This window comes from Rhodoligotrophos defluvii (assembly GCF_005281615.1).
GTDB classification, from domain to species: Bacteria; Pseudomonadota; Alphaproteobacteria; order Rhizobiales; family Im1; genus Rhodoligotrophos; species Rhodoligotrophos defluvii.
This window is the reverse complement of sequence record NZ_SZZM01000007.1, coordinates 219004-242687: the sequence shown is the minus strand read 5'-3', so window position 1 is coordinate 242687 and position 23684 is coordinate 219004. Positions and strand designations below refer to the sequence as shown.

The 23684-nt window shown below is 64.7% G+C and carries 20 protein-coding genes, 1 tRNA gene and 1 pseudogene; 13 read left to right on the top strand and 9 right to left on the bottom strand.

Translation table 11 applies throughout. The features are described from left to right. Positions 1-15: 15 nt before the first annotated feature. Positions 16-1536, bottom strand: coding sequence for an amidase (locus tag E4P09_RS23655; protein WP_137392118.1), 1521 nt, complete (start codon positions 1534-1536; stop codon positions 16-18). Positions 1537-1709: 173 nt separating this feature from the next. Between E4P09_RS23655 and E4P09_RS23650 the strand changes: the two genes are divergently transcribed. Together E4P09_RS23650 and E4P09_RS26625 are read left to right on the top strand one after the other, a co-directional pair. Beyond that, entirely contained in the window at positions 1710-2624 is a 915-nt protein-coding gene (locus tag E4P09_RS23650) for an aminotransferase class IV (protein ID WP_137392117.1), read from the top strand. Between the two features lie 11 nt (positions 2625-2635). Next, positions 2636-2802 (top strand): annotated as a pseudogene (locus tag E4P09_RS26625) (transposase); the annotation flags it as partial. Positions 2803-2846: 44 nt separating this feature from the next. Here E4P09_RS26625 and E4P09_RS23645 read toward each other — a convergent pair. Beyond that, positions 2847-2922: transfer RNA gene (locus tag E4P09_RS23645), tRNA-Lys, on the bottom strand. 224 nt (positions 2923-3146) lie between these two features. Continuing rightward, a complete protein-coding gene (locus E4P09_RS23640) occupies positions 3147-3638 on the bottom strand; it encodes an SPOR domain-containing protein (protein WP_137392116.1) in 492 nt (163 codons plus the stop codon). A gap of 280 nt (positions 3639-3918) precedes the next feature. Between E4P09_RS23640 and glmU the strand changes: the two genes are divergently transcribed. From glmU to E4P09_RS23610, 6 genes are all read left to right on the top strand, one after another. Next, the gene (gene glmU / locus E4P09_RS23635) at positions 3919-5346 is read left to right on the top strand and encodes a bifunctional UDP-N-acetylglucosamine diphosphorylase/glucosamine-1-phosphate N-acetyltransferase GlmU (protein ID WP_137392115.1); all 1428 of its coding nucleotides are present in this window, start codon (positions 3919-3921) and stop codon (positions 5344-5346) included. Between the two features lie 11 nt (positions 5347-5357). Beyond that, a complete protein-coding gene (gene glmS / locus E4P09_RS23630; RefSeq protein WP_137392114.1) occupies positions 5358-7184 on the top strand; it encodes a glutamine--fructose-6-phosphate transaminase (isomerizing) in 1827 nt (608 codons plus the stop codon). A 451-nt stretch (positions 7185-7635) separates the two neighbouring features. Continuing rightward, positions 7636-9222: a 2-isopropylmalate synthase gene (locus tag E4P09_RS23625; protein WP_137392113.1), complete on the top strand. Its 1587-nt coding sequence runs from the start codon at positions 7636-7638 to the stop codon at positions 9220-9222. A 111-nt stretch (positions 9223-9333) separates the two neighbouring features. Continuing rightward, on the top strand, positions 9334-12021 hold the full coding sequence (gene alaS, locus E4P09_RS23620; RefSeq protein WP_137392112.1) for an alanine--tRNA ligase: 2688 nt from the start codon (positions 9334-9336) through the stop codon (positions 12019-12021). A 177-nt stretch (positions 12022-12198) separates the two neighbouring features. After that, positions 12199-12465, top strand: a complete 267-nt coding sequence (locus E4P09_RS23615) for a hypothetical protein (protein ID WP_338049024.1) — start codon at positions 12199-12201, stop codon at positions 12463-12465. A 29-nt stretch (positions 12466-12494) separates the two neighbouring features. Further along, positions 12495-13682 (top strand): cyclic nucleotide-gated ion channel, encoded by a 1188-nt coding sequence (locus E4P09_RS23610; RefSeq protein ID WP_137392111.1) that lies wholly within the window; start codon positions 12495-12497, stop codon positions 13680-13682. A 17-nt stretch (positions 13683-13699) separates the two neighbouring features. Here E4P09_RS23610 and E4P09_RS23605 read toward each other — a convergent pair whose 3' ends face one another. Further along, entirely contained in the window at positions 13700-14917 is a 1218-nt protein-coding gene (locus tag E4P09_RS23605; protein WP_137392110.1) for an NADP-dependent isocitrate dehydrogenase, read from the bottom strand. A 167-nt stretch (positions 14918-15084) separates the two neighbouring features. Between E4P09_RS23605 and E4P09_RS23600 the strand changes: the two genes are divergently transcribed. From E4P09_RS23600 to E4P09_RS23585, 4 genes are all read left to right on the top strand, one after another. After that, positions 15085-15873 (top strand): RNA methyltransferase, encoded by a 789-nt coding sequence (locus E4P09_RS23600; RefSeq protein ID WP_137392109.1) that lies wholly within the window; start codon positions 15085-15087, stop codon positions 15871-15873. Continuing rightward, entirely contained in the window at positions 15866-16693 is an 828-nt protein-coding gene (murI, locus tag E4P09_RS23595) for a glutamate racemase (protein ID WP_137392108.1), read from the top strand. Before E4P09_RS23600 ends, murI begins: the two co-directional genes overlap by 8 nt. A gap of 215 nt (positions 16694-16908) precedes the next feature. Beyond that, positions 16909-17526 carry a 30S ribosomal protein S4 gene (gene rpsD / locus E4P09_RS23590; RefSeq protein ID WP_137392107.1) on the top strand — a complete coding sequence of 206 codons (618 nt, stop codon included), beginning with the start codon at positions 16909-16911 and terminating at the stop codon, positions 17524-17526. Positions 17527-17659: 133 nt separating this feature from the next. Beyond that, the gene (locus E4P09_RS23585) at positions 17660-18004 is read left to right on the top strand and encodes a hypothetical protein (RefSeq protein ID WP_137392106.1); all 345 of its coding nucleotides are present in this window, start codon (positions 17660-17662) and stop codon (positions 18002-18004) included. A gap of 139 nt (positions 18005-18143) precedes the next feature. Here the strand turns inward: E4P09_RS23585 and E4P09_RS23580 are convergent, their stop codons facing one another. Then, entirely contained in the window at positions 18144-18380 is a 237-nt protein-coding gene (locus E4P09_RS23580; protein WP_137392105.1) for an Lrp/AsnC ligand binding domain-containing protein, read from the bottom strand. Between the two features lie 173 nt (positions 18381-18553). Between E4P09_RS23580 and E4P09_RS23575 the strand changes: the two genes are divergently transcribed. Beyond that, positions 18554-19762: an ABC transporter substrate-binding protein gene (locus E4P09_RS23575; RefSeq protein WP_137392104.1), complete on the top strand. Its 1209-nt coding sequence runs from the start codon at positions 18554-18556 to the stop codon at positions 19760-19762. A gap of 54 nt (positions 19763-19816) precedes the next feature. Here E4P09_RS23575 and E4P09_RS23570 read toward each other — a convergent pair whose 3' ends face one another. From E4P09_RS23570 to E4P09_RS23555, 4 genes are read right to left on the bottom strand one after another with little or no spacing between them, the layout of a single operon-like run. Continuing rightward, entirely contained in the window at positions 19817-21091 is a 1275-nt protein-coding gene (locus E4P09_RS23570) for a branched-chain amino acid ABC transporter permease (protein ID WP_137392103.1), read from the bottom strand. Then, positions 21088-22089 (bottom strand): branched-chain amino acid ABC transporter permease, encoded by a 1002-nt coding sequence (locus tag E4P09_RS23565; protein WP_137392102.1) that lies wholly within the window; start codon positions 22087-22089, stop codon positions 21088-21090. The genes E4P09_RS23570 and E4P09_RS23565 overlap by 4 nt, the downstream gene beginning before the upstream one ends. Position 22090: 1 nt before the next feature. Next, a complete protein-coding gene (locus E4P09_RS23560; protein ID WP_137392101.1) occupies positions 22091-22795 on the bottom strand; it encodes an ABC transporter ATP-binding protein in 705 nt (234 codons plus the stop codon). After that, a complete protein-coding gene (locus E4P09_RS23555) occupies positions 22792-23592 on the bottom strand; it encodes an ABC transporter ATP-binding protein (protein ID WP_428977738.1) in 801 nt (266 codons plus the stop codon). The genes E4P09_RS23560 and E4P09_RS23555 overlap by 4 nt, the downstream gene beginning before the upstream one ends. Positions 23593-23684 lie beyond the last annotated feature (92 nt).

Genomic DNA, 23684 nt, shown 5'->3' with positions numbered 1-23684 from the left:
CCGCGCCCTTTACGCTCATCGTCCTCCTGCACGAGCAAGGCTTTCCGCATGATGGGCGGCCCTCAATACGCTGATCTCGTCGAAGGCCTTGCCGACGAACATCAGACCCACGGGCAGTTCGTCCACCGCGCCGCACGGCACGGAAATGGCGGGATGGCCGGTAACGTCGAACGGCCCGGTATTCCCCTCCATATTGAAGGAATGCAGGATTGTCGCCTCGGGGCCGCAATCGGTTTCCGGCAGCGGCGGCGCGCGGAACGGAATGGTGGGCATGGCCAGCACGTCGAATCGCTGCAAGGCTTCATCATAGGCAGCCCGGAAGGCCGGCCGCAGGTTCTGCGCCTTGGCATAGTGCCGCCCGTGGTACTTGTCGCGCATATATTCGCTGGCCAGGAGCACGAACTTGGCCGCCAGCGGCAGCTCATCGGGCCGCGACCGCCAGTGCCCGGCAAAGGCTTCGAGCATCTCCGTCGAATAATATCCCTGCCAGCCATAGCCCATGGCGTTGCCCTTCAGCATCATCTCGGCAATGCCTTCGAGCACGATGGCAGTATAGACGTGAAAGCCGTCGGGATGCCAGGGAATGGACACTTCCTCGACCTCGGCTCCGTTCTGCTGCAGTACCTTCAGCGCGTCGCGCACGGTTTCATCCGTTGCCAGATCGCTCTCCGGCCGCCCGAAGCCCTGGCGGACAACGCCCACGCTCAGCCCGTGCAAAGGCAGGTTGAGCGCGCTTATGTAATCGCGAACAACCGTCTTGTGCTGCCGCGGGTCGAGCCCGTCGGGCCCAGCGATCACCGCCAGCAGGCGGGCAACGTCCTCCGTGGTGCGGCCCATCGGCCCGCAATGGTCGAGTGTCGGCTCTACCGGGAAGATCCCGGTATACGGCACCAGGCCGTGGGTAGGCTTCAGCCCCACGGTGCCGCACCAGCTGGACGGCGTGCGGATCGAGCCGCCCTGGTCCCCGCCCAAGCACATGCGCACGTCGCCAGCCGCGATGGCCGCCGCGCTGCCGCTGGACGAGCCGCCGGCGGCATGGCCGGGCTTGCGCGGATTTCTGACGGGTGCCGGCCAGCTGGTATGGCTGCCCCCGGAGAAGCAGAGGTCCTCGCAGGTTGTCTTGCCGGCGATGGTGCCGCCCGCCTCGAGTATCCGGGTGACGACAGTGGCATCGATGGTGGGCACGAAATTGCCGAGCGTGCGGCTGCCATTGCGCATAGGCAGACCCGCCACCGCGATATTGTCCTTCACGCCGATGCGTATACCGGCGAGGGGGCCGCTGGCACTGCCTCTGATGTCGCTCATCCACGCCCACGCATTGTAGGGGTTTTCGGCATCGCGGGGTGCATGGCCTGGCAAGCGTTCGCCCGCGAACCTGGGCGGCTGCGGCTCCGTCTGCTCATCGAGCCAGTCATAGGACACTCTGAGCCCGCCCGCGAACGCCTCGAAAGCTGAAAGATCCGCGTCCGATGGCTCAAGCCCGAACCGTTTCGCGAGCGCGGCGAGATCCTGAGCGGACGGCGCCTCTATACTCATCCCTGATGCTGCCCTCGAGCGCGGAAACTCACCCCGTATATCCTTGCCTTCCCCAGGAGACCGCGATGTGGGGCGGCAGCTTTGTTTGCGTTGCGAACAGTAAGGTGGCTAAGCTCGGTGGGCAATATGGAATTGCCGAAGCATGCCGCAGGCGCCACGCGAGGATTGCTGTCATGGAGCCAACGAGATTTGCCGCAGGTGCCGCCTATATCGGTGGCCAGTTCGTCCCCATTGACGAAGCCAAGATCCCGGTGACGGATTGGGGCTTCACCCGGTCTGACGCGGTTTACGATGTGGTTCACGTGTTTCGCCACGGTTTCTTCCGGCTGGACGACCATCTCGACCGGTTCATGGCATCCATGGCGGCGCGCCGGCTGAAGCCCAAGGAGAGCCGCGAGGAAATCGAAGCCATCCTGCATCGCTGCGTGGGGCTTGCCGGGCTGGAGAACGCTTATGTGGCCATGGTGGCGCTGCGCGGCCGGCCGCGGGTTGCCGGCTCCCGTCGGCCGCAGGATTGCGACAACCATCTGGTCGCTTATGCCATTCCGTGGATCGACGTCATCCCTAAGGATGTGCAGGAGCGGGGCGCCCATCTCTGGATCGCGTCGACACCGAGGGTTCCCGACGCATCGGTCGACCCCACGGTGAAGAACTATCAGTGGAGCGATCTGACGTCGGGCCTGTTCGAGGCCCACGATCATGGTTTCGATACCGCGGTTCTGTGCGATGCCGACGGGTTCGTGACCGAAGGGCCGGGCTTCAACATCTTCATGGTTCGCAACGGGAAGGTGATGACGCCGGATCGCGGCAGCCTGCATGGCATCACCCGAAAGTCGGTGCTGGAGCTCTGCGCGGAGATGGGCATCGAAGCCCGCATATGCGCCATCCCGCGCGCGTCGCTGGAGGGTGCGGACGAGGCTTTTGCGGCGACCACGGCGGGAGGCGTCATGCCGATCTCGCGGATTGGTTCGGCCATCCTCAGCAACGACCGGCCGGGGCCGATTTCACTGGCTCTAAAAGCGGCCTATTGGCGCAAGCACGAGGAAGGCTGGCACCGTACCGAGGTGCGCGCCCTGGATCCGGCTTAGAACGGAAATGTGAGGCCAGCACCGTGCTCGCCGGTCAGCGGCTCGGTATCAAGGAGGTGGACGATGGCATTTGGCTCGTGAGCTTCATGCACTATGACCTGGGATATATCGACCTGGAGCAGAAAACCTGCAGACCATCGACAACCCGTTCGGCACGAGGTTGTCACCCATGTCTTAGGGACAAACTGTTACCTGTGTCTCCGGCCCGGACAACCTGAGTGATGGTGAGCCCGCAGGGATTCGAACCCTGGACCTACTGATTAAAAGTCAGTTGCTCTACCAACTGAGCTACGGGCTCCCCGCGCGTTGAGCGGAAGCTGCCGCTTTCCACCACCTTAGGACGCGCACTGTCAAGGGATAAACAACCCAGACAGGTGAATGCGGTGCTAAGACGCGTGCTGCCGCTTGGCGATCCCAAAGATCTAGTGTGTCGAGGGCGGTCAAAGGAGATGTGACGTGGCTTTTCAGTTGAAGCCGATGTCGCCCCCGGGGAGGTGCGCTAGAAGCCACGCCCTAACGGTATCAGGGCACCGCCCTCTGCGCGGTGGGGGAAATGCCGCGGAACTCGGTCACGGAACATTCAACGCCGCGCGCCGCAAGGATGCTGCAGGTTTCCATGGCGGCGCGGCTGGTGTCGAACGGGCCGGCCATCACGCCATACACCGTTTGATTGCGGCTGCGGGCGGCTTCGAACAGGCGAGGGCGCAGCAGCGCGAGCAGGTCGCCGTGCCGGCTGGCCAGCACGCGCCACAGCCTGATCCCCTCCAGATGAGAAGAGACCATGCCCAGCAAGATGCCGAATGACGGGGTGATCAGGTCGGACTTGGTGGCAACCTCGGGCCGGTTGGTTGGCACGCTGCTGTTCTGCGCCGGCGAGAGGCGGGAGGCTTTGCGCAGGCGCGGGTCGTACTCGCTCTTGACCACATCCTGTGTGAGAATCGCCAATGCATCATTGGGCGGGAACAACAGGACCAGGCTGACATAGATCAGTGAAAGCGCTGCCGCCAGCACCACGGAAGATCGAGGGGCATTGCGCCCGTAAGCACGCTTCTTGGATGGCTGATCCTGGTGCATCGGCATGCGCTTGCTGCTTTTGGTCGAGCCTCAGGGCTGCAGAGATCCCCCCGAATCAGCAGCACGCCCTCTTCTCTCTATCGTTTAAATCCATCAATAAAGCAATTTTAAGTTGCAAGCAGATGCAGGAGCCAGATCGGACACAGTTTCGCGAGGGCGGCTTGGGATGCTATAGGGATGAAAAAGGCCAAGCGCGACATTTCCTGACACGGATCACCCAATGACCGAGCTCTCCTGTATCGTTCTCGCGGCCGGCAAGGGCACGCGCATGAAATCCGATCGGCCGAAGGTCATGCACCAGATCGCCGGACGGCCGCTCGTCACTCATGTGCTGGCCAGCGTGGCGGAGATCGGGGCGCGCGAGGTCGCGCTGGTGATCGGGCCGGATATGGCGGAGATCGCGGCAGAGGGCGAAAAGGTCGGCCTCGCGTGCAAAGTCGCCGTCCAGCAAGAGCGGCTCGGCACCGGCGATGCGGTGCGTATCGGGCTCATGGCGCTGCCGAGGCCCTCGGGCACCGTCATCGTCCTCTTCGGTGACACGCCGCTGATCACACCGGGCACCATTGCCAATCTGGCTCGCCATATCGAGGCCGGAGCGTCGATCGCGGTGCTCGGTTTCGAGACGGGCCGGCCGACCGGCTATGGCCGCATCCTACGAGATGCGCAAGGGCAGGTGGTTGCGATCCGCGAGGAGAACGACGCCTCGCCGGAGGAAAAGGCCGTAACCTTCTGCAATTCCGGGGTGATGGCCTTCAATGCCGAGGCCTTGCGCGAGCTTCTGCCGCTCATCGGCAACGACAATGCCAAGGGCGAATACTATCTCACCGATGCGGTCGCGCTCGCGGTCGAACGGGGCATGGCAGTACGCGCCCAGACCTGCGACGAATCAGAAGTGCAAGGCATCAACAATCGCCTGGAACTTTCGCGGGCCGAAACGCTGATGCAGGTGCGGCTGAGGGAAGCGGCCATGCTCGCCGGCGTCACCATGCAGGCACCGGAAACGGTGTTCCTGACGTTCGACACCCAGCTTGCCGCCGACGTGCTCATCGAGCCCAATGTGGTCTTCGGCCCGGGCGTCACGGTGGAGAGTGGTGCCGTGATCCATGCCTTCTCGCATCTGGAAGGGACCCATGTGGGGGCTGGTTGCCACGTGGGGCCGTTCGCCAGGCTTCGTCCGGGGACCCGGCTCGGGCCCAAGGCGAAGGTCGGCAATTTCGTCGAAACCAAGAACGCCCGCGTGGGCGAGCGAGCAAAAATTAACCACCTGAGCTATGTGGGCGATGCACGCGTCGGGGAAAATGCCAATATCGGGGCGGGCACCATCACCTGCAATTATGACGGGTTCGACAAGCACATGACCGATATCGGCGCCGGGGCCTTCATTGGCTCCAACTCGGCGTTGGTCGCGCCGGTCACCATTGCGGATGGGGCTTATGTGGGGTCCGGCAGCGTGGTGACGCGGGACGTCGAGGCCGGTGCGCTCGCTCTGGCGCGCGGCGTTCAGGTGGTGAAACCGGGCTGGGCCACCCGATTCAGGGCCGAGAAGGCGGCGGCCAAGGCGAAATCCGCCAATGGCGCCGCCGGCGAGGCGGGCGAGGGCCGGCCAGCCGGGGACACGCTCGTCAAAGCGGGCGGCCAGGCGGATTGAGGGCATAAGGCATGTGCGGGATCGTTGGAATATTGGGCAATGAGCCCGTCGACCGGATGCTGGTCGATTCGCTCAAGCGCCTGGAATACCGCGGCTATGATTCGGCCGGCATCGCGGTGCTGGAAGACGGGAAGATCGAACGGCGGCGCGCCGAGGGCAAGCTGCGCAACCTGGAAGCCAAGGTCTCGGCCGCTCCTCTGTTCGGCACCACCGGCATGGGGCATACCCGCTGGGCGACCCATGGGGCGCCGACCGAGGACAACGCGCATCCCCATGTGGTGGGTCGTGTTGCCATCGTGCATAACGGCATCATCGAGAACTTCCGCGAACTCAGGGAAGAGCTGGCGCGGGAGGGGGCCGAGTTCCAAAGCCAGACCGACACCGAGGTCGTGGCCCACATGATCGAGCGAGCGCTTGCCAAAGGGCGCAAGCCGGCCGAGGCGGTGTTCGAGACCCTGCAGCGCCTGCGCGGCGCCTTCGCCTTCGTCATCCTGTTCGCCGGCGAGCACGACCTGATGATCGGCGCCCGGCGCGGCAGTCCGTTGGCGGTCGGCTATGGCGAGGGGGAGATGTTCCTGGGGTCGGACGCCATCGCGCTGGCTCCATTCACCAACCGGGTGGCTTTCCTCGAGGATGGCGACTGGGTGGTGCTCACCCGCGATCAGGCCCAGATCTTCGATCAGCACGGGGCAGGGGTCACCCGCGACATCCGCGTTAGCCAGAGCTCGCGCCTCTTGGTAGACAAGGGCAATCACCGCCATTTCATGTCGAAGGAGATTGCCGAGCAGCCGGAGGTGATCGGCCATACCCTGGCCGAATATGTGAATCTCGCGGAGCTCCGCACCACGTTCCCGAGGAGCTTCGAGGTGGACTTCGCCAAGCTCGACCGGGTGACCATCACCGCTTGCGGCACCGCCTACTATGCCGGCCTGGTGGCCAAATACTGGTTCGAGCGGTTCGCGCGGCTGCCGGTCGAGGTGGATATCGCCTCGGAATTCCGCTATCGCGAGGCGCCTATGCCTAAGGGCGGGTTGGCCATCGTCATTTCCCAGTCGGGAGAGACGGCGGACACCCTGGCGGCTCTGCGCTATTGCATCCAGCAGGGCCAACAGACCGTGGCCGTGGTCAACGTGCCGGAATCAACCATCGCCCGCGAGGCAGGCTATGTGCTGCCCACCTATGCCGGGCCGGAAATCGGCGTTGCCTCCACCAAGGCCTTCACCTGCCAGCTCACCGTGCTGGCGTGCCTTGCCATTGCCGCCGGCCGGGCGCGCGAGGTGCTGAGTGCCGAGCAGGAGCAGGAACTGGTGCAGGCGCTGGTCGAGGTGCCGCGCCACGTGGCCGAGATCCTCAAGGACGAGGGGGCGATCGAGGAGAGCGCCAAGCATATCGTCACCGCGCGCGACGTGCTGTTCCTGGGGCGGGGCATCAATTATCCCATCGCCCTCGAAGGGGCACTGAAGCTTAAGGAAATCTCCTATATCCACGCGGAAGGCTATGCGGCCGGCGAGCTGAAGCATGGCCCCATTGCGCTCATCGATGAGCAGGTGCCGGTCATCGTCATCGCCCCCCATGACGAGCTGTTCGACAAAACCGTGTCCAACATGGAAGAGGTGGCCGCACGGGGCGGACGCATCGTGCTCATCACCGATGCGGACGGGCATCGGCGCAACGGGCATTCCGCTTTCGATACGCTGACCGTGCCGCAGGCCAATCCCTTCATCAATCCGCTGCTTTATGCGATCCCTGTGCAACTCCTGGCCTATCACGCAGCGGTGCTGCGCGGCACCGACGTAGACCAGCCGCGCAACCTCGCGAAGTCGGTCACGGTGGAGTAAGCTGCCGGCCGACCCCTCGCGTCCATGGGCTGGATCGGCCGTTGCATGCATCGGCGAAATCGGTTTAAATGGCGGCTCCGTGCATCCATTCCGGGCTGCACGCGGTGAAGATTGCGCGAATCGGCGTCTGATCTCCAAACAGCGGGCAGCGCCAAGCGAGGCATGTGACGGGAATGTCTGGTGTGACCACCAGCTACGGATGGAGTGAGACGATCGGCACTGCTGCCGACCGTTGGCGCTCCACCGCGTCTGCCTTGGCTCTTGCTGCATCGGCTCTGGCCGCCCTGGCCGCAGCTTCGGCTGCCGCCCTTGCGCTTGCCGCCCTCCTCCTTAGCAGCCCCTGAGTGCCGACAGCTTCGACTGCGAGGCGGGTATTCAGGGGATGAAGATGCCGAACCCCGAATTTCCATGACCCGCCGACAGTCGGGTCCCAAGCTTCAGGAAACGTCCCATGACCGTGGATTCCCGGACGCAAGGCGCAGGCGTAGCGGCGCAGAGCGACAAAGACCGAGTCATCATTTTCGATACGACCTTGCGCGACGGCGAGCAGTCGCCCGGCGCAACCATGACCTTCGAGGAGAAGCTGGAGGTTGCCGATCTGCTCGACCAGATGGGCGTGGATGTGATCGAGGCGGGCTTTCCCATCGCCTCTGAGGGCGACTTCAAGGCTGTGTCGGAGATCGCCCGCCAAGCCAAGCGTGCGGTGATCGCGGGACTTGCCCGGGCGATCCCCGCCGATATCGCCCGTGCGGGCGAGGCGGTACGCCACGCCAAGCGGCCCCGCATCCATACCTTCGTCTCCACCTCGCCCATTCATCTGCAGCACCAGATGCGCAAGAGCCAGGAAGAGGTGCTGGAGATCGTGGTAGCGACCGTGACCCAGGCACGCAACCTGGTCGATGATGTGGAATGGTCCGGCATGGATGCGACCCGCACGCCGATCGATTTCCTCGCCCGTTGCGTCGAAGCGGCGATCAAGGCGGGCGCCACCACCATCAATCTGCCGGATACGGTCGGTTATGCCACGCCGGAAGAATATTGCGCCATGTTCAAGGCGGTGCGCGAGCGCGTGCCCAATGCGGACAAAGCCATTTTCTCCGTGCATTGCCACAATGACTTGGGGCTTGCGGTGGCCAATTCGCTGGCCGGGCTGCAGGGCGGTGCGCGGCAGATCGAGTGCACCATCAACGGCATCGGCGAACGCGCCGGCAACGCGGCGCTGGAAGAGGTGGTGATGGCGATGAAGGTGCGCGCCGACGTGCTGCCTTATGCGACCAATATCGACGCGACCATGCTGACCCGGGCCTCCAAGCTGGTGGCGGCGGCAACTTCCTTCCCCGTGCAGTTCAACAAGGCAATCGTCGGCAAGAATGCCTTCGCCCATGAGAGCGGCATCCATCAGGACGGCATGCTGAAGGACGCCTCGACCTACGAGATCATGCGCCCGGAGGATGTGGGGCTCAAGTCGTCGTCCCTGGTGATGGGCAAGCATTCCGGCCGCCATGCCTTCAGGAAGAAGCTGGAAGAGCTGGGCTATCAACTGTCCGACAATGCATTCCAGGATGCGTTCGAGCGCTTCAAGGCCTTGGCCGACAAGAAGAAGCACGTCTATGACGAGGATATCGAGGCCTTGATCGACGATCAGGTCTCGCGCTCGCAGGAATATATCCGCGTGGAGGCCCTGACGGTGATCGCCGGCACGGGCGGGCCGCAGAAGGCGACCATCACCCTGAGCATGGAAGGCAAGCACATCACCAAGGAAGCGACCGGCGACGGGCCGGTCGATGCCACCTTCAATGCCATCAAGGGCGCGGTGCCGCACGAGGCCAATCTGCAGCTGTTCCAGGTGAAGGCGGTGACCGAAGGCACCGATGCCCAGGCGGATGTGAGCGTGCGCCTCGAGGAGGACGGCCGGTCGTTCACCGGACGCGGCACCGACACGGACACCATGGTGGCCGCAGCCCGCGCCTATGTGGGTGCTCTGAACAAGCTACTTGCCCGGCGCGCCGCCAAGCCGAATATTCTGGCCGCAAGCTGATTGCGGCTGATGTATTGGCCGGGGGCGGGTCGCGCTGCTCCCGGTTCGTTCCCATCTATTCACTGATCGATGAACGCGCCCTCGGGCGGGCGAAACCACAGGACCATCTCAATGACCGGCGTCAACGAAATCCGCTCACGCTTCCTGGACTACTTCCGCAGGAACGGTCACGAAGTGGTCGCCTCGAGCCCGCTGGTGCCGCGCAACGACCCGACCCTGATGTTCACCAATTCAGGGATGGTGCAGTTCAAGAACGTGTTCACCGGGGTGGAGAAGCGGCCCTATACCCGCGCGACCACGGCGCAGAAGAGCGTGCGCGCCGGCGGCAAGCACAACGACCTCGACAATGTGGGCTATACCGCCCGGCACCACACCTTCTTCGAGATGCTGGGGAATTTCTCCTTCGGCGACTATTTCAAGGATGTGGCGATCGAGCTTGCTTGGAACCTGGTGACGAGGGAGTTCGGCCTGCCGCAGGAGCGGCTAACCGTCACCGTCTTTTCCGAGGATGACGAGGCACACGGCCTCTGGCGCAAGATCGCCGGCCTGCCGGACGAGCGCATCGTGCGCATCCCGACCTCCGACAATTTCTGGCGCATGGGCGATACCGGCCCCTGCGGCCCGTGTTCGGAAATCTTCTATGACCACGGGCCCCAGATCTGGGGCGGCCCGCCCGGCACGGCCGAGCAGGATGGCGACCGCTTCGTCGAGATCTGGAACCTCGTCTTCATGCAATATGAGGAGCTGGGCGGCGGCGAGCGCGTGGATCTGCCTCGGCCGTCCATCGACACGGGCATGGGCCTCGAGCGCATCGCGGCGGTGCTGCAGGGCACGCACGACAATTACGAGATCGACCTGTTCCGGGCCCTGATCGGTGCCTGCGAGGAGCTGGTGGGCCGCCGGGCGGAGGGCGAAGCCAAACCGAGCTTCCGCATCATTGCCGACCATTTGCGGGCTTCGAGCTTTCTGATCGCCGATGGCGTGCTGCCTTCCAACGAGGGCCGGGGCTACGTGCTGCGCCGGATCATGCGGCGGGCGATGCGCCATGCTCACCTGCTCGGCGCCGAGCAGCCGCTGATGTGGCGGCTGGTGCCAGCCCTGATCCGCGAGATGGGCCAGGCCTATCCGGAGCTCGTGCGTGGGGAAGCCCTGATCACCGAGACGTTGAAGCTAGAAGAAAGCCGGTTCCGCGGCACCCTGGCGCGTGGTTTGCGCATCCTCGAAGAGGAGACCGCGAGTCTTGGCAAAGGCGGACGGCTCGCCGGCGAGACCGCGTTCAAGCTCTACGACACCTATGGCTTCCCCTTGGACCTCACCCAGGATGCGCTGCGCGCCCGTGGCATCGAGGTTGATACGGACGGTTTCCAGGCGGCCATGGAGCGCCAGCGGGCGGAAGCACGCAAGGCATGGACCGGTTCCGGCGAGGCCCAGACCGATGCGATCTGGTTCAGCCTGCGTGACAAGCACGGCGCGACGGACTTCCTCGGTTACGACACCGAGACCGCGGAAGGCGTGGTGCTGGCGATCGTCAAGGACGGTGCCGAGGCGGACGTGCTGAACGCAGGCGAGGAGGCGAGCCTGATCCTCAATCAGACGCCGTTCTACGGGGAATCCGGCGGTCAGGTGGGCGACCAAGGCATTATCCGCACGGCCGACGGCGCCCTGTTCCGGGTGCTCGATACGGAAAAGCGGCTCGGCGACCTCCATGTGCATCGCGGCCGACTGGAGAAGGGCAACCTCAAGCCCGACACCGCGGTCGAGCTGATCGTCGATCACGAGCGGCGAAGCGCCACGCGGGTGCATCACTCGGCGACCCATCTGGTGCACGAGGCGCTGCGCCAGGTGCTGGGCGATCACGTGGCGCAGAAGGGATCGCTCGTCGAGCCCGGCCGGCTGCGGTTCGATTTTGCCCATCAGAAGCCGATGACGCCCGAGGAGATCGCCAAGGTCGAGGAGATCAGCAATCGGGTGGTCGCGCAGAACGAGCCCGTGACCACGCGCCTCATGACCGTGGACGAGGCGATCGCCGAAGGCGCGCGCGCTTTGTTCGGTGAGAAATACGGCGACGAGGTGCGGGTCGTCTCTATGGGCCGCAACCCCGATGGTGCGGGGAATAATCCGGTGTTCTCCATGGAGCTGTGCGGCGGAACCCATGTTGCGCGGACCGGTGATGTCGGGCTGGTGAAGATCATCGCCGAGCAGGCCTCGGCGGCCGGCGTGCGCCGCATCGAGGCGGTGGCGGGGGAGGCGGCGCGCGCCTATCTCGCCGAGCAGGATGCCCGAGTCGAGGAGCTGTCGGCCCTGTTGCGCACCCGGCCGCAGGACCTGGTTGAGCGCGTGAAGGCGCTGATCGAGCACAACCGCAAGCTCGAGCGCGACCTTGCGGATGCGCGCCGCAAGGCGGTGATGGCCCAGGGTACCGGCGCCCAGAATGGCGCCAGTGAGGCTGGCGACCGAGAGGTGGGCGGCACGAGGCTCAGGGCTCGCAAGATCGAGGGACTCGACCCCAAGGATCTGCGCAGCCTGGTGGATGACGGCAAGAAGCAGCTCGGCTCGGGGATCATCGCGCTGGTGGGCGTGAATGCCGAGGGCAAGGCGAGCATTGCGGTTGGGGTGACCGACGACCTTATCAAGCGGTTCAATGCGGTGGATCTCGTGCGGATCGGCGCGGAAAAGCTGGGTGGCAAGGGCGGCGGCGGGCGGCCGGATATGGCGCAAGCCGGCGGACCCGACGGCGCCCGCGCCGAGGAGGCCCTGCGTGCCATCGCGGAAAGGGTCGAAGCGGCCGCACCGAGCTGAGCAGCGAGGGCCTTTCCTCAAGCGCTCCGCTTGTTGGCGGAGCGTTAAGCAAGCTTGCGCGAAAATCCGACCGCGCAAGAAAACGTCTTCCCAATCGCAGGTGTTCTGGTTCAATTCCTGCCTGCATGGGGCGACGATCATGTCGCATGCCCAGTTGTTCTGGCTTGGGGAAGTGTCATGTGGATGAAGTTGACCGCGCCGCGTATGGCCGTCGCTGGTGCCTTTGTTCTGGGTATCGTTTCGGCTGTCGGTGTGCAGCAGCTCATGGTGCCGGCTGCCGCCAATCAGCCCTTCATGGAGAACGCGCTCGCCAATCTCCGGGAAGCCCGTGCCAATCTCGAGAATGCGGTCCCGAACAAGGGCGGTCATCGCGAGCGGGCAATCGGGCTCGTGGACCAGGCCATTGCCGAGGTCGAAGAGGGCATCGCCTTCGCTGCCGACTGAGCGTCTAATTCGCCATATAGGAGTGCCCGGTGGCCGCCGGTCCCGCGTGGCTCAGGTCCTTACGCCGATCGGCCTTTGATCTGCTGGAAGGGGGCCGAAGGGCCGGCCCCGCGCCCCGGGCCTTCAATCTCTTTCTCATCATCCTGATCATCGCCAATGTTTCGGCGGCCGTGATCGAGACCGTTCCCGCGATCGCCGCCAGCTATGGCGAGGCGTTCAACGCGTTCGACACCCTGTGCGTCACCATCTTCCTCGTGGAATACATCGCGCGGCTGTGGACCGCCCGCGAGCACCCGATGGTGCGGCATCTCTCGCCCTGGAAGGCGCGGTTGCGCTTTGCCGCCTCGCCGCTGATGATGATCGATCTGATCGCCATCCTTCCCTTTTTCCTCCAGATCATCTTTCCGGCCGACCTCTCGATCCTGCGGGTGCTGCGCTTCATCCGCTTCTTCCGCTTGACCCGCTATTCCACCGCCATGGCCACTATCGGCCGGGTTCTCTCGGCGGAGCGCCATTCGCTGTTTGCTGCAGCGGTGCTGATGATGAGCGCCATGCTGGTCTCGTCCATGGCCATGTATCTGGCCGAGCGGAACGTGCAGCCGGACAAGTTCGGCGACGTGCCCAGCGCCATGTGGTGGGCGATCGTGACGCTGGCGACCGTTGGCTACGGCGACGTCGTGCCCATAAGCCCGCTCGGCAAGGTCATCGGCGGCATTACCGTGGTGGTGGGATTGGGCCTGTTCGCACTGCCGGTCGGCATTATCGCCACCGGCTTCCAGGACGAGATCCGCCGCCGCAATTTCGTGGTGAGCTATGGCATGGTGGCGCGGGTGCCGGTCTTCGCCGAGCTCGACGCGGCCGACATCGCCGAGGTGGTGCGCATGCTGTCGGCGCGCAGCGTGCCGCCCGGCACCGTCATCATCCGCAAGGGCGAGATCGCCGACTGCATGTACTTCATTGCCAGCGGCACGGTGGCGGTCCAGCTCGACGGCAAGGCCATCGAGCTCGGCCCCGGCGACTTTTTCGGCGAGATCGCGCTGCTCGGCCGCCGGGTGCGCTCAGCGACCATCCGCGCGGTCACGGCTTGCGAGTTCCTGGTGCTGGATGCCGCGGATCTCGACCGGCTGCTGGCCAAGAACCCGAGCCTGGCCGAGGCCTTTCATGCCACGGCCCGCGCCCGGCTCGGCGAGACTTTCGATCCGATCGAGGGCGGATGACCACTGTTTTTGCGAGCTCAGGCCCGCGCCATGGCCGCTTCGAGGTTCTCGCGCACCTTGTCGAGAAAGCCGGTGGTCGACAGCCATTTCTGATCCGGCCCCACCAGGATCGCCAGGTCCTTGGTCATGTGGCCGGCCTCGATGGTATCGACCGTGACCTTTTCCAGTGTCGCCGCGAAAGCCTTCAGCTTCTCGTTGTTATCGAGCTTGGCACGGTGGCTCAAGCCGCGGGTCCAGGCGAAGATCGAGGCGGTGGAGTTGGTAGAGGTCTCCTTGCCCTGCTGGTGCAGCCGGTAGTGGCGCGTCACCGTGCCATGGGCCGCCTCCGCCTCCACGGTCTTGCCGTCGGGGGTCATCAGCACCGAGGTCATCAGGCCGAGCGAGCCGAAACCCTGCGCCACGGTATCGGACTGCACGTCGCCATCATAGTTCTTGCAGGCCCAGACATAGCCGCCGGACCATTTCAGGGCGGAGGCGACCATATCGTCGATCAGCCGGTGCTCGTAGGTGAGGCCCAGCGCCTTGAAGCGGTCCTTGAACTCCGCGTCGAACACCTCCTGGAACAGGTCCTTGAAGCGGCCGTCATAGGCCTTGAGGATCGTGTTCTTGGTGGAGAGATAAACCGGATATTTGCGCATCAGGCCGTAGTTGAACGAGGCCCGGGCGAAATCGCGGATGGACTCGTCAAGATTGTACATGGCCATGGCCACCCCGCCGCCGGGATAGGAGAAGACCTCGTGCTCGATGACCGTACCGTCGTCGCCGACGAACTTGATCGAGAGCTTGCCCTTGCCCGGCACGGTGAAATCGGTCGCCCGGTACTGATCGCCGAAAGCATGGCGGCCGATCACGATGGGCTGCGTCCAGCCCGGCACCAGGCGCGGGATGTTGGAGCAGATGATGGGCTCGCGGAACACGACACCGCCCAAGATGTTGCGGATGGTCCCGTTGGGCGACTTCCACATCTTCTTCAGCTTGAATTCCTCGACTCGCGCCTCGTCCGGCGTAATCGTCGCGCATTTCACGCCGACGCCATAGCGCCTGATCGCCTCGGCGGCCTCCACCGTGACCTTGTCCTCGGTCTCGTCCCGATGCTCGATGCCGAGGTCGTAGTATTTCAGGTCGATGTCCAGATAGGGCAGGATCAGCTTGTCCTTGATGAAGTGCCAGATGATCCTGGTCATCTCGTCGCCGTCGAGCTCGACGACCGGATTGTCGACCTTGATCTTCGCCATCGCTTGGGGACCTCGGTTGGAGTGTGCCGCAGGGTTCTCGAAATGCGGCGCCTTCATAGCATTCTCGCCGGATTGATCAATCCCACCGGATGTCTTATTGAGCCTTGCCCGCCTGCCTCGGGCAAAAGGCAGCGCCTCACCCATTCCTCAACAGCCCCAAGCGGTCCATGCCGGTCGAAGCGCCCATCGTGATCCTCGTCCATCCGCAGCTTGGCGAGAATATCGGGGCGGCCGCCCGAGCCATGGCCAATTTCGCCTTGAGCGAACTGCGGCTGGTGAAGCCGCGCGACGGCTGGCCCAATCCGCAAGCCAAGGCCAATGCGTCCGGTGCCGACTGGGTCATCGACGGCGCCAAGCTCTACGACACGGTGGAGGAGGCCATTGGCGATCTCGACTACGTGCTCGCCACCACTGCCCGCCGCCGCGACATGATCAAGCCGGTGCTGGCGCCGGAAGAGGCGGCCCGCGCCGCACAGGGGCGGATTGCCGCAGGTGGGCGCGTAGGCGTCCTGTTCGGGCCGGAACGGACGGGGCTCGAAAGCGACCACGTGGCGCTCGCGGATGCCATCGTCATGGCGCCGGTCAACCCGGCCTTCGCCTCGCTCAACCTCGCGCAAGCGGTGCTGCTCGTGGGTTATGAATGGTTCAAGCAGGCCGGCGAGCAGGGGCTCGGGCGGGCAACCCCGGTCGACCCCAGCGGGGAGCAGGGTACGCCCATGTCCGAGACGCGGCTCGCGACCAAGGCGGAGCTCCTCAATTTCTTCACCCGGCTGGAGGCGGCGCTCACCCGGTCTGGCTTCCTCTATCCGCCGGAAAAGGCGCCGATCATGGTGCGCAACCTGCGCAACCTGTTTGCCCGCGCAGGTCTTACCGAGCGCGAGGTGCGCACCCTGCACGGTATCGTGTCATCCCTTGCCCGGCAGCGGTTCGAGCCTGGAGAGCCGCAGGATGACTGACGATCGGCGGCTGCGCATCCTCATGTTCGACAGCGGCACCGGCGGCCTCACCGTGGCTAGGGCGGTGGCGGACGCGCTGCCGAATGCCGACCTGATCTATGCCGCCGACAATGGCGGCTTTCCCTATGGCGCATGGGCGGAGGAACCCCTGGTCGAGCGCCTTCTCGTGCTCATGGCTGCGTTGATCGAGCGCGGCCGGCCCGACGTGGTTGTGGTTGCCTGCAATACCGCCAGCACCATCGCCATTTGGCGCCTGCGCGAACGCTTCCCCAGCATGCCCTTCGTGGGCACGGTGCCGGCGATCAAGCCGGCGGCCGCGCTGTCCAAGACCGGGCTCATCGGCGTGCTGGCCACGCCGGGCACGGTGCGCCGGGAATATACCCGTGCATTGATCGAGACCTATGCCAGCCACTGCACCGTGTTCCTGCACGGGGCCGAGGGGCTTGCCGCCATGGCGGAAGGCAAGCTCTATGGCATCACGCCGGATCCGAAGGCGCTCCGCCGCGAGATCCGGCCGGCATTTCGCAAGCGGGATGGCCGCCTGACCGATACGGTGGTGCTGGGCTGCACCCACTATCCGCTGCTCTTGGAAGAGCTCGCGAAGGCCGCGCCCTGGCCGGTCACCTTCCTCGACCCGGCGCCGGCGATCGCCCGGCGCGTGGTGCAGGTGGTGGCGGAGAAGGGCCGGCAGCCCGGAGCGCTGAATGGCGCGGCAAGGCCGGGCAGCGTGCTGCTCACGGCGCGCCCGGCCAACCAGAATGTGCTCGAGGCCTACGCGCGCGCAGGTTATCCCGACCATGAGGTGCTTGCCATGGCTTGAAAGGCCCTGTGCCTGCTTGATTTGACAGCGCCGGCCAATATCTGTATCAGCACCCGCAAGCTGGCAGGCGTGAATGCCGGCTTTTCTGCTTGCCCGTGATCTGCCGCTTCTGCTTGGGGCGGCGCATCTGTCGGCCGAATGATCTCGGCGGAGGAGGGCGAGTTCCCCGGTCGATGGCGCACCCTCGCGCCGTCGTCTTTCTTTTGGAGACTCGAATGACCAAGCGTATTCAGGCGAAGCACAAGATCGATCGCCGCATGGGCGAGAACATCTGGGGCCGCCCCAAGAGCCCCGTGAACAAGCGTGAATATGGGCCCGGCCAGCACGGGCAGCGCCGCAAGGGCAAGCTGTCGGACTTCGGCCAGCAGCTGCGCGCCAAGCAGAAGCTAAAGGGCTACTACGGCTCGATCAACGAGCGGCAGTTCAACGCCATTTATCAGGAAGCGGCCCGGATGAGGGGCGACACGTCCGAGAACCTGATCGGGCTGTTGGAGCGTCGTCTGGACGCGATCGTCTATCGTGCCAAGTTCGTGCCGACCATCTTCGCCGCGCGCCAGTTCGTGAACCATGGCCACGTGAAGGTGAACGGGCGCCGTGTGAACATCCCGAGCTACCGGGTGAAGCCGGGCGACCTCATCGAGGTCAAGGACAAGTCGCGCGAGCTCGCCCTGGTGCTCGAGGCCCAGCAGCTCGCCGAGCGGGACGTGCCCGATTACATCGAGCTCGACCAGAAGGGCTTTGCCGCACGGTTGAGCCGTGTTCCGGCGCTGTCCGACGTGCCCTATCCCGTGCACATGGAACCGAATCTGGTGGTCGAGTTCTATTCGCGTTAATCTTCACGTCAGGGCGGAAGCGCTCGGCTTCCGCCGCTTTTCACGTGTGCGTCGTCTTCGTGGATCGTTGTTGTCTCAGGGTCGTGATGATGCTGTCATGCGTTTAACGCCGTCCCGAGGAGCAGAATTCCGAATGAAGACCGCGCTATTGATCCCGCCATTATTCTCCGCAGGGCTTGTGCTGGCTGGCTGCCAGACGACGAGCACAACGGCCGCGCTGCCCCAGGAGCCGCGAATCGCCGTGGCGAATCAGACCCTGGACGTGGTTTATGTGCCGGTGGTCGAGTTCACCGACCCTGTCGGCCGCAAGGAGCGCGACACCGGCGCCGCCACGCCGACCCTCGAACAATGCAAGCTGGTGGTGGAGACGCTGGTCAATCGTCCGCAGCCGCGCCAGTTCCAGGGCATGACGGTGGCCGAGACCGCGTGCTACGAAGTCGAACGCGACGGCAAGCAGAGCAAGATCAAGCTGAGCTGACGGGACGGCGCCAAGGCCATACCATCTGCCGGCCCAGGCGCCAGGGCCGGGGCGTCCGGCATGCGCTTTCCCCTTGCGGCCTGCATCGCCCGACCATCAGTCCCGCGGTGACGAGAGTAATGGGCCATCAGAGCCGCAGCTAGAACGCCCGGAACGTGATGATCGTGTATGTGTCGGTGATGCCGGGAATGGCATGTAGCTTCTCGTTGATGAAGTGGCCGACATCCTCGCCTTCCGGCAGGTAGAACTTCACGAGCAAGTCGTAGCCGCCGGCGGTCGAGTAGATCTCCGAGGCGATCTCGGCGTCCGCGATGGCGGTGGCCACGGTATAGGCCTGGCCCAGGGCGCACTTGATCTGAACGAATACGGGCTTCATGCGACATCCTTTGCTGGCGCCACCGGGGCTGGCTGGCAGCGAGGGAAACCATAACGGCCCATCACCGCCTGGCTCAAGCTTTTCAAAGCTTTACAACACCATGCTTCCGATGCTCACTATCGGGCAATCTCGGGCCGCTGGAAGGCCAGGGGCAATATGAGGAGGGTAACGGAATGATGGGATCTCTGCGACGGTCACTGCTTGCTGCGGTATGCGTCACGATGCTGACCGCACCGGCTGCCTGGGCTGACGTGAAGGTCGGCTTTCTCGGCGGGTTCACCGGGCCGATCGAAGCGCTCACGCCGCCGATCTTCGAAGGGGCAAAGCTCGCGGTGAAGAATGTCAACGACCAGGGCGGGGTGCTCGACGGCGAAAAGATCAATATGGTCAGCGCCGACTCGACCTGCACCGATGCCACCGCCGCCGCGGCCGCCGGCGACCGCATGGTCAACGCGGAGAAGGTCATCGCGATCGTCGGCGCTCTCTGCTCGGGAGAGACCATTGCCGCCGCCAACAGCGCCGCGGTGCCCGGCGGCGTGCTGATGGTATCGCCCGCCTCCACCTCGCCGGCGGTGTCGGAGCTCGACGACAAGGACCTCGTCTTCCGCACCACGCCATCCGACAGCTACCAGGGCGAGGCCATGGCCAAGCTGCTCAAGGAAAAGGGCTATGACAACATCGCCATCACCTATGTGAACAACGATTACGGCAAGGGCTTCGCGGACGCCCTGGAGAAGGCCTTTACCGATGCCGGCGGTACGGTTGCCACGAAGCAGGCCCATGAGGAGGGCAAGGCGGACTACCGGGCCGAGATCGGGCAGCTTGCGTCCTCCGGTGCCGACACGCTGGTGGTGCTGGCTTACGCCTCTGGCTCGGGCCAGACCATCATCCGCCAGGCGATCGAGGGCGGCGACTTCCAGAAGTTCGTGGGCGGCGACGGCATGATTGCCGACGAGCTGGTGACCGCCATTGGCGCCGACCGGCTGGAAGGCATGATCGGCACCAAGGCCGGCCGGCCGGAGATCCCGGGCGCGGAAGTGTTCGCCAAGCTCGCCAGGGATGCCGGGCTCGATCCGACCGCTGTCTATGCGCCGCAGGCCTATGACGCGGCCTTCCTGATCGCGCTCGCCATCGAGAAAAGCGGAAAGGCCGAGCGCGAAGGCCTCAACAAGGCTCTGCGCGAGGTCGCCAGCGGCAAGGGCGAGGCGATCCTGCCCGGCGAGTGGGAGAAGGCCAAGCGGCTGATCGCCGAGGGCAAGGACATCCACTATGCCGGCGCCGGCGGCGCCATGACCTTCGACGAGAATGGCGACGTGCCGGGCGTCATCGTCGAGATGCTGGTGAAAGACGGCCGCTTCGTCGAGGTCGGCCAAATCCAGTAGGATCAAGGCGTTCCCTCCGCCTCGGATTGATGGCCGGGGCGGAGGGGTCTTTACTCAGTCGCTCCGCCGCACCGGTTCCGGCATCAGCCCTTTCGGTGCCAGCCGCAGCACGAGCGTGATGGTGAGCCCGATGACGAAGACGCGCATCTGCAGGGCGCGCGAGTCGAGGTCAGCGGGCGCAACCCAGCCGAACCATTCGTGGCCGAGGTCGCGGGCCAGGCCAAACAGGAACAGGGCGGCAGGTTCGGACATGATCCAGATGATATAGACGAGCAGGGCCCCGAAAATCGCGCCGCGATTGTTGCCGGACCCGCCGACGATCACCATCACCCATACGAGGAACGTGTGGTTGAGCGGCGCGAACCCGCCGGGATCGAAAATGCCGACAAAACTCGCCAGCGCCGCCCCGCCGAGGCCCATGATGGCGCAGCCCAGGGTGAAGATCTGCAGCCGCCGCTGGTTCACGTCCTTGCCCATGGCCGCGGCGGCGACTTCGTTGTCGCGGATGGCGCGGATCATCCGACCCCAAGGCGCGTAGTAGGCGCGCTGGAGCAGCAGGTAGATCACCACGATGATCGAGGCGGTGACCGCAAGATAGGCCGCGCGGGCGCTGACGAAACCGAGTTGGCCCGCCCCGGGCACGGGCCAGGGCAGGGGGGAGACGGTCAGGGTTCCGCGCGTGAGCCAATCGGCATTCTTGAGCAGTGCCTTGATGATCTCGGCGATACCGAGCGTCGCAATGGCGAGATAGTCGCTGCGCAGGCCGAGGCAGATCCGGCCGATCGCGTAGCCCACCAGGCCGGCGACAATGCCGCCGCCGATCCAGCCGAGCCCGACCGGCAGGCCCAAGCCGCCGACCCAGCCAGGACCCGCCTCGATCTGGCTGGCGACCGGGTCGAGTTCGCCCATCAGCACGAGATAGACGACGGCCAGCAGCACGAGGGTCAACGCCGTTCGCAAGCCTTTCGGCGCGCCAAGCCGGGTGATCTGGCTCGCCGCCCCCACGAGAAGGGCGCCGGCCGCGGCCACCAGCAACACGTGCCAAAGCTCACCGGGCAGACTGCTGTCCCAGAACGCGTCGTTGCGCGGGAAGGACAGGAACACCGTCAGGAAGCCGCCAAGGGCGACAAAGCCCATGACGCCGGCGTTGAACAGTCCCGCATAGCCCCATTGGATGGTCAGGCCGAGGGCGAGAATGGCATAACAGCTGGCCTCGACCAGCATGCGCACCGTGAAGGGCAGACCGAGCGAACGCCACACGCCGACCAGCAGCACCAGCAGCAATGCCAGGAGAAGAAGGTCGCGCCGCGTGTCGGAGATGGCCTTCATAGCACCCGCCCCCTCAGGATGCCGGTCGGCCGCGAGATCAGGATGACCACCAGGATGACGAAGGGCACGATCAGCTTGTACTCGGTCGGCACGAAGGCGATCTGGTTCGGCAGATCGAGGTTGCCGATCCAGGTCTCCTTGAACGGCCGCAGCAGGATGGCCCAGTTGAACACGGCCAGCGTCTCGGCAAAGCCTACGACGAACCCGCCGAGGATCGCCCCGTAGGGCTGGCCGATGCCGCCCAGGATGGCCGCGGCGAAGATGGGCAACAGGATATTGAAGGAGAGGTCTGGCTTCAGGCTCACATCGAAGGAGAGCATGGTGCCGGCAAGCGCCGCAAGCCCGCCGCCGATGATCCAGGTCGCTTGCACAACCCGCTCGGTATTGATGCCGGAAACCTTCGCCAGCATGGGATTGTCGGACATGGCGCGCATGGCCTTGCCGAGCCGCGCCCTGGTCAGGAACAGATGCAGGGCCACCACCGCCAGAAGCGTCAGGACAATCAGTAGAAGCTGCGGTTCCGTGAGGATCAGCGGCCGGTCGCCGGCAAAGGGCAGGGGGATGCGGTAGATCTCCTTGCGACCGGTAATGTACATGTCGCGGGCCGCGGTGCCCCCGATTATCCGGACCAGGCCCTGCATCATGAGCATGACGCCGATCGAGGCCATGACCAGGGCAACGGGTCTCGCACCCGCATCGCGCAAAGGCTTGTAGAACACGTTGTCGATGCCGATGGCCAGAGCCGCTGTCGCGATCATGGCCAAAGGCACGGCCAGATAGACCGCCAGCACCGAGCCGTCGAGGCCGAGCCCGACCAGGATCAACGACAGGATCAGGCTCAAGCCGGCACCCACTGTCATCATGTCGCCATGGGCGAAATGGGCAAAGCGCAGGATCGAGAAGATCAACGTGACGCCGACCGCACCCAAGGCATAGATCGAACCGATGATCAGGCCGGCCACCACCACCTTGTTGAGGAAAAATACGAGCTCGGCCATCTCAGCCCCCCAGAAAGCTTCTGGCGACGTCCGGGTTCGCCAGCAACGCGGCACCGGTATCGGTGTAGCGGTTCTGGCCGCTGGCGAGCACGAAACCCTTGTGCGCGATGGCCAGAGCCTGCTTGGCGTTCTGTTCCACCATGAGCACCCCTACGCCCTGGCGGTTGATGGCGATGATCCGGTCGAAGATCTCCGACATGAACAGGGGCGACAGCCCCGCAGTCGGCTCGTCCAGGAGCAGAAGCTTCGGCTCGGTCATGAGCGCCCGGCCGATCGCGACCATCTGCCGCTGCCCGCCGGACAGCTCGCCCGCCGGCTGGCGGCGCTTTTCCTTCAGCGGCTCGAATATGGCATAGACTTGGTCGATCAGGTGCCGGAAATCGTCGCGGCGGATGAATGCCCCCATCTCGAGATTCTCCTCGACGGTGAGCGACACGAACACGTTGTGCTCCTGGGGCACGTAGGCCATGCCGAGCGGCACCAGCCGGTCGGGCTCCATATTGGTGATGTCGCGGCCATCGAGGGTGACCGTCCCCGCGGTTATGGTCAAAAGCCCGAACAGCGCCTTCAGCGTGGTGGACTTGCCGGCGCCGTTTGGTCCGACGATGACGCCGATCTCGTGCGGCTCGATCGAAATGGACACGCCATTGAGGATGTTCATGCCGCCATAGCCGGCATGCAGCTCTCTCGCCGCAATCAGGCTCATACGCGCACCGCCGCAGCCGGCTGCGCAGCGGGAGCCTTGGTCGGTGCACCGCCGAAATAGGCCTCGATCACCCGTTCGTCCGCCTGGATCTGTTCGATCGGGCCCTGGGTCATGACCCTGCCTTGGGCCATGACGATCACCGGATCGCAAAGCTGCGCGATCAAGTCCATGTCGTGTTCTATGAGGAAGAAAGTGTAGTCGAACTCGCGATTGAGCCGGCGGATGTTCTCCGCCAGGTCCTTGAGCAGGGTGCGGTTGACGCCGGCGGCGATCTCGTCGAGCAGCACGACGCGCGCGTCCGTCATCATGGTGCGGCCGAGCTCCAGCAACTTTTTCTGTCCGCCGGAGAGGTTTCCCGCAAGCTCGTTCTTCACGGGCGACAGCTTGAGAAAATCCAGAACGTCCTCGGCCCGGCGGCGCACGGCCGCCTCCTCCTCACGCACCCGCGCCGGCCGGAACCAGGCGGAAAAGAGGCTCTCGCCAGACTGGACGGGCGGCACCATCATGAGGTTCTCGAGCGCCGTCATGTTGGAGAATTCATGCGGGATCTGAAAGGTGCGCACCAGACCGGCGGCGAACAGAGCGTGCGGTGTCCAGCCCGTGACATTGCGTCCATCTAGCGTCACGGTCCCCTCGTCAGGGGCATAGCGGCCCGCGATGAGATTGAATAACGTCGACTTCCCGGCACCATTCGGACCGATGAGACCGGTAATGGAGCCCTTTTCCACCGCGAGGCTGCAATCATCCACCGCGATCAGGCTGGCAAAGCGTTTGGTTACATGACTGACTTCTATAATAGGCGCCATTCTTCTTCAACTATAGCCGGGCTCAACCGGTCGAGGGCCGCTTCCACGGACCGGGACTATAACACCTCGGCAGGCATCCTATA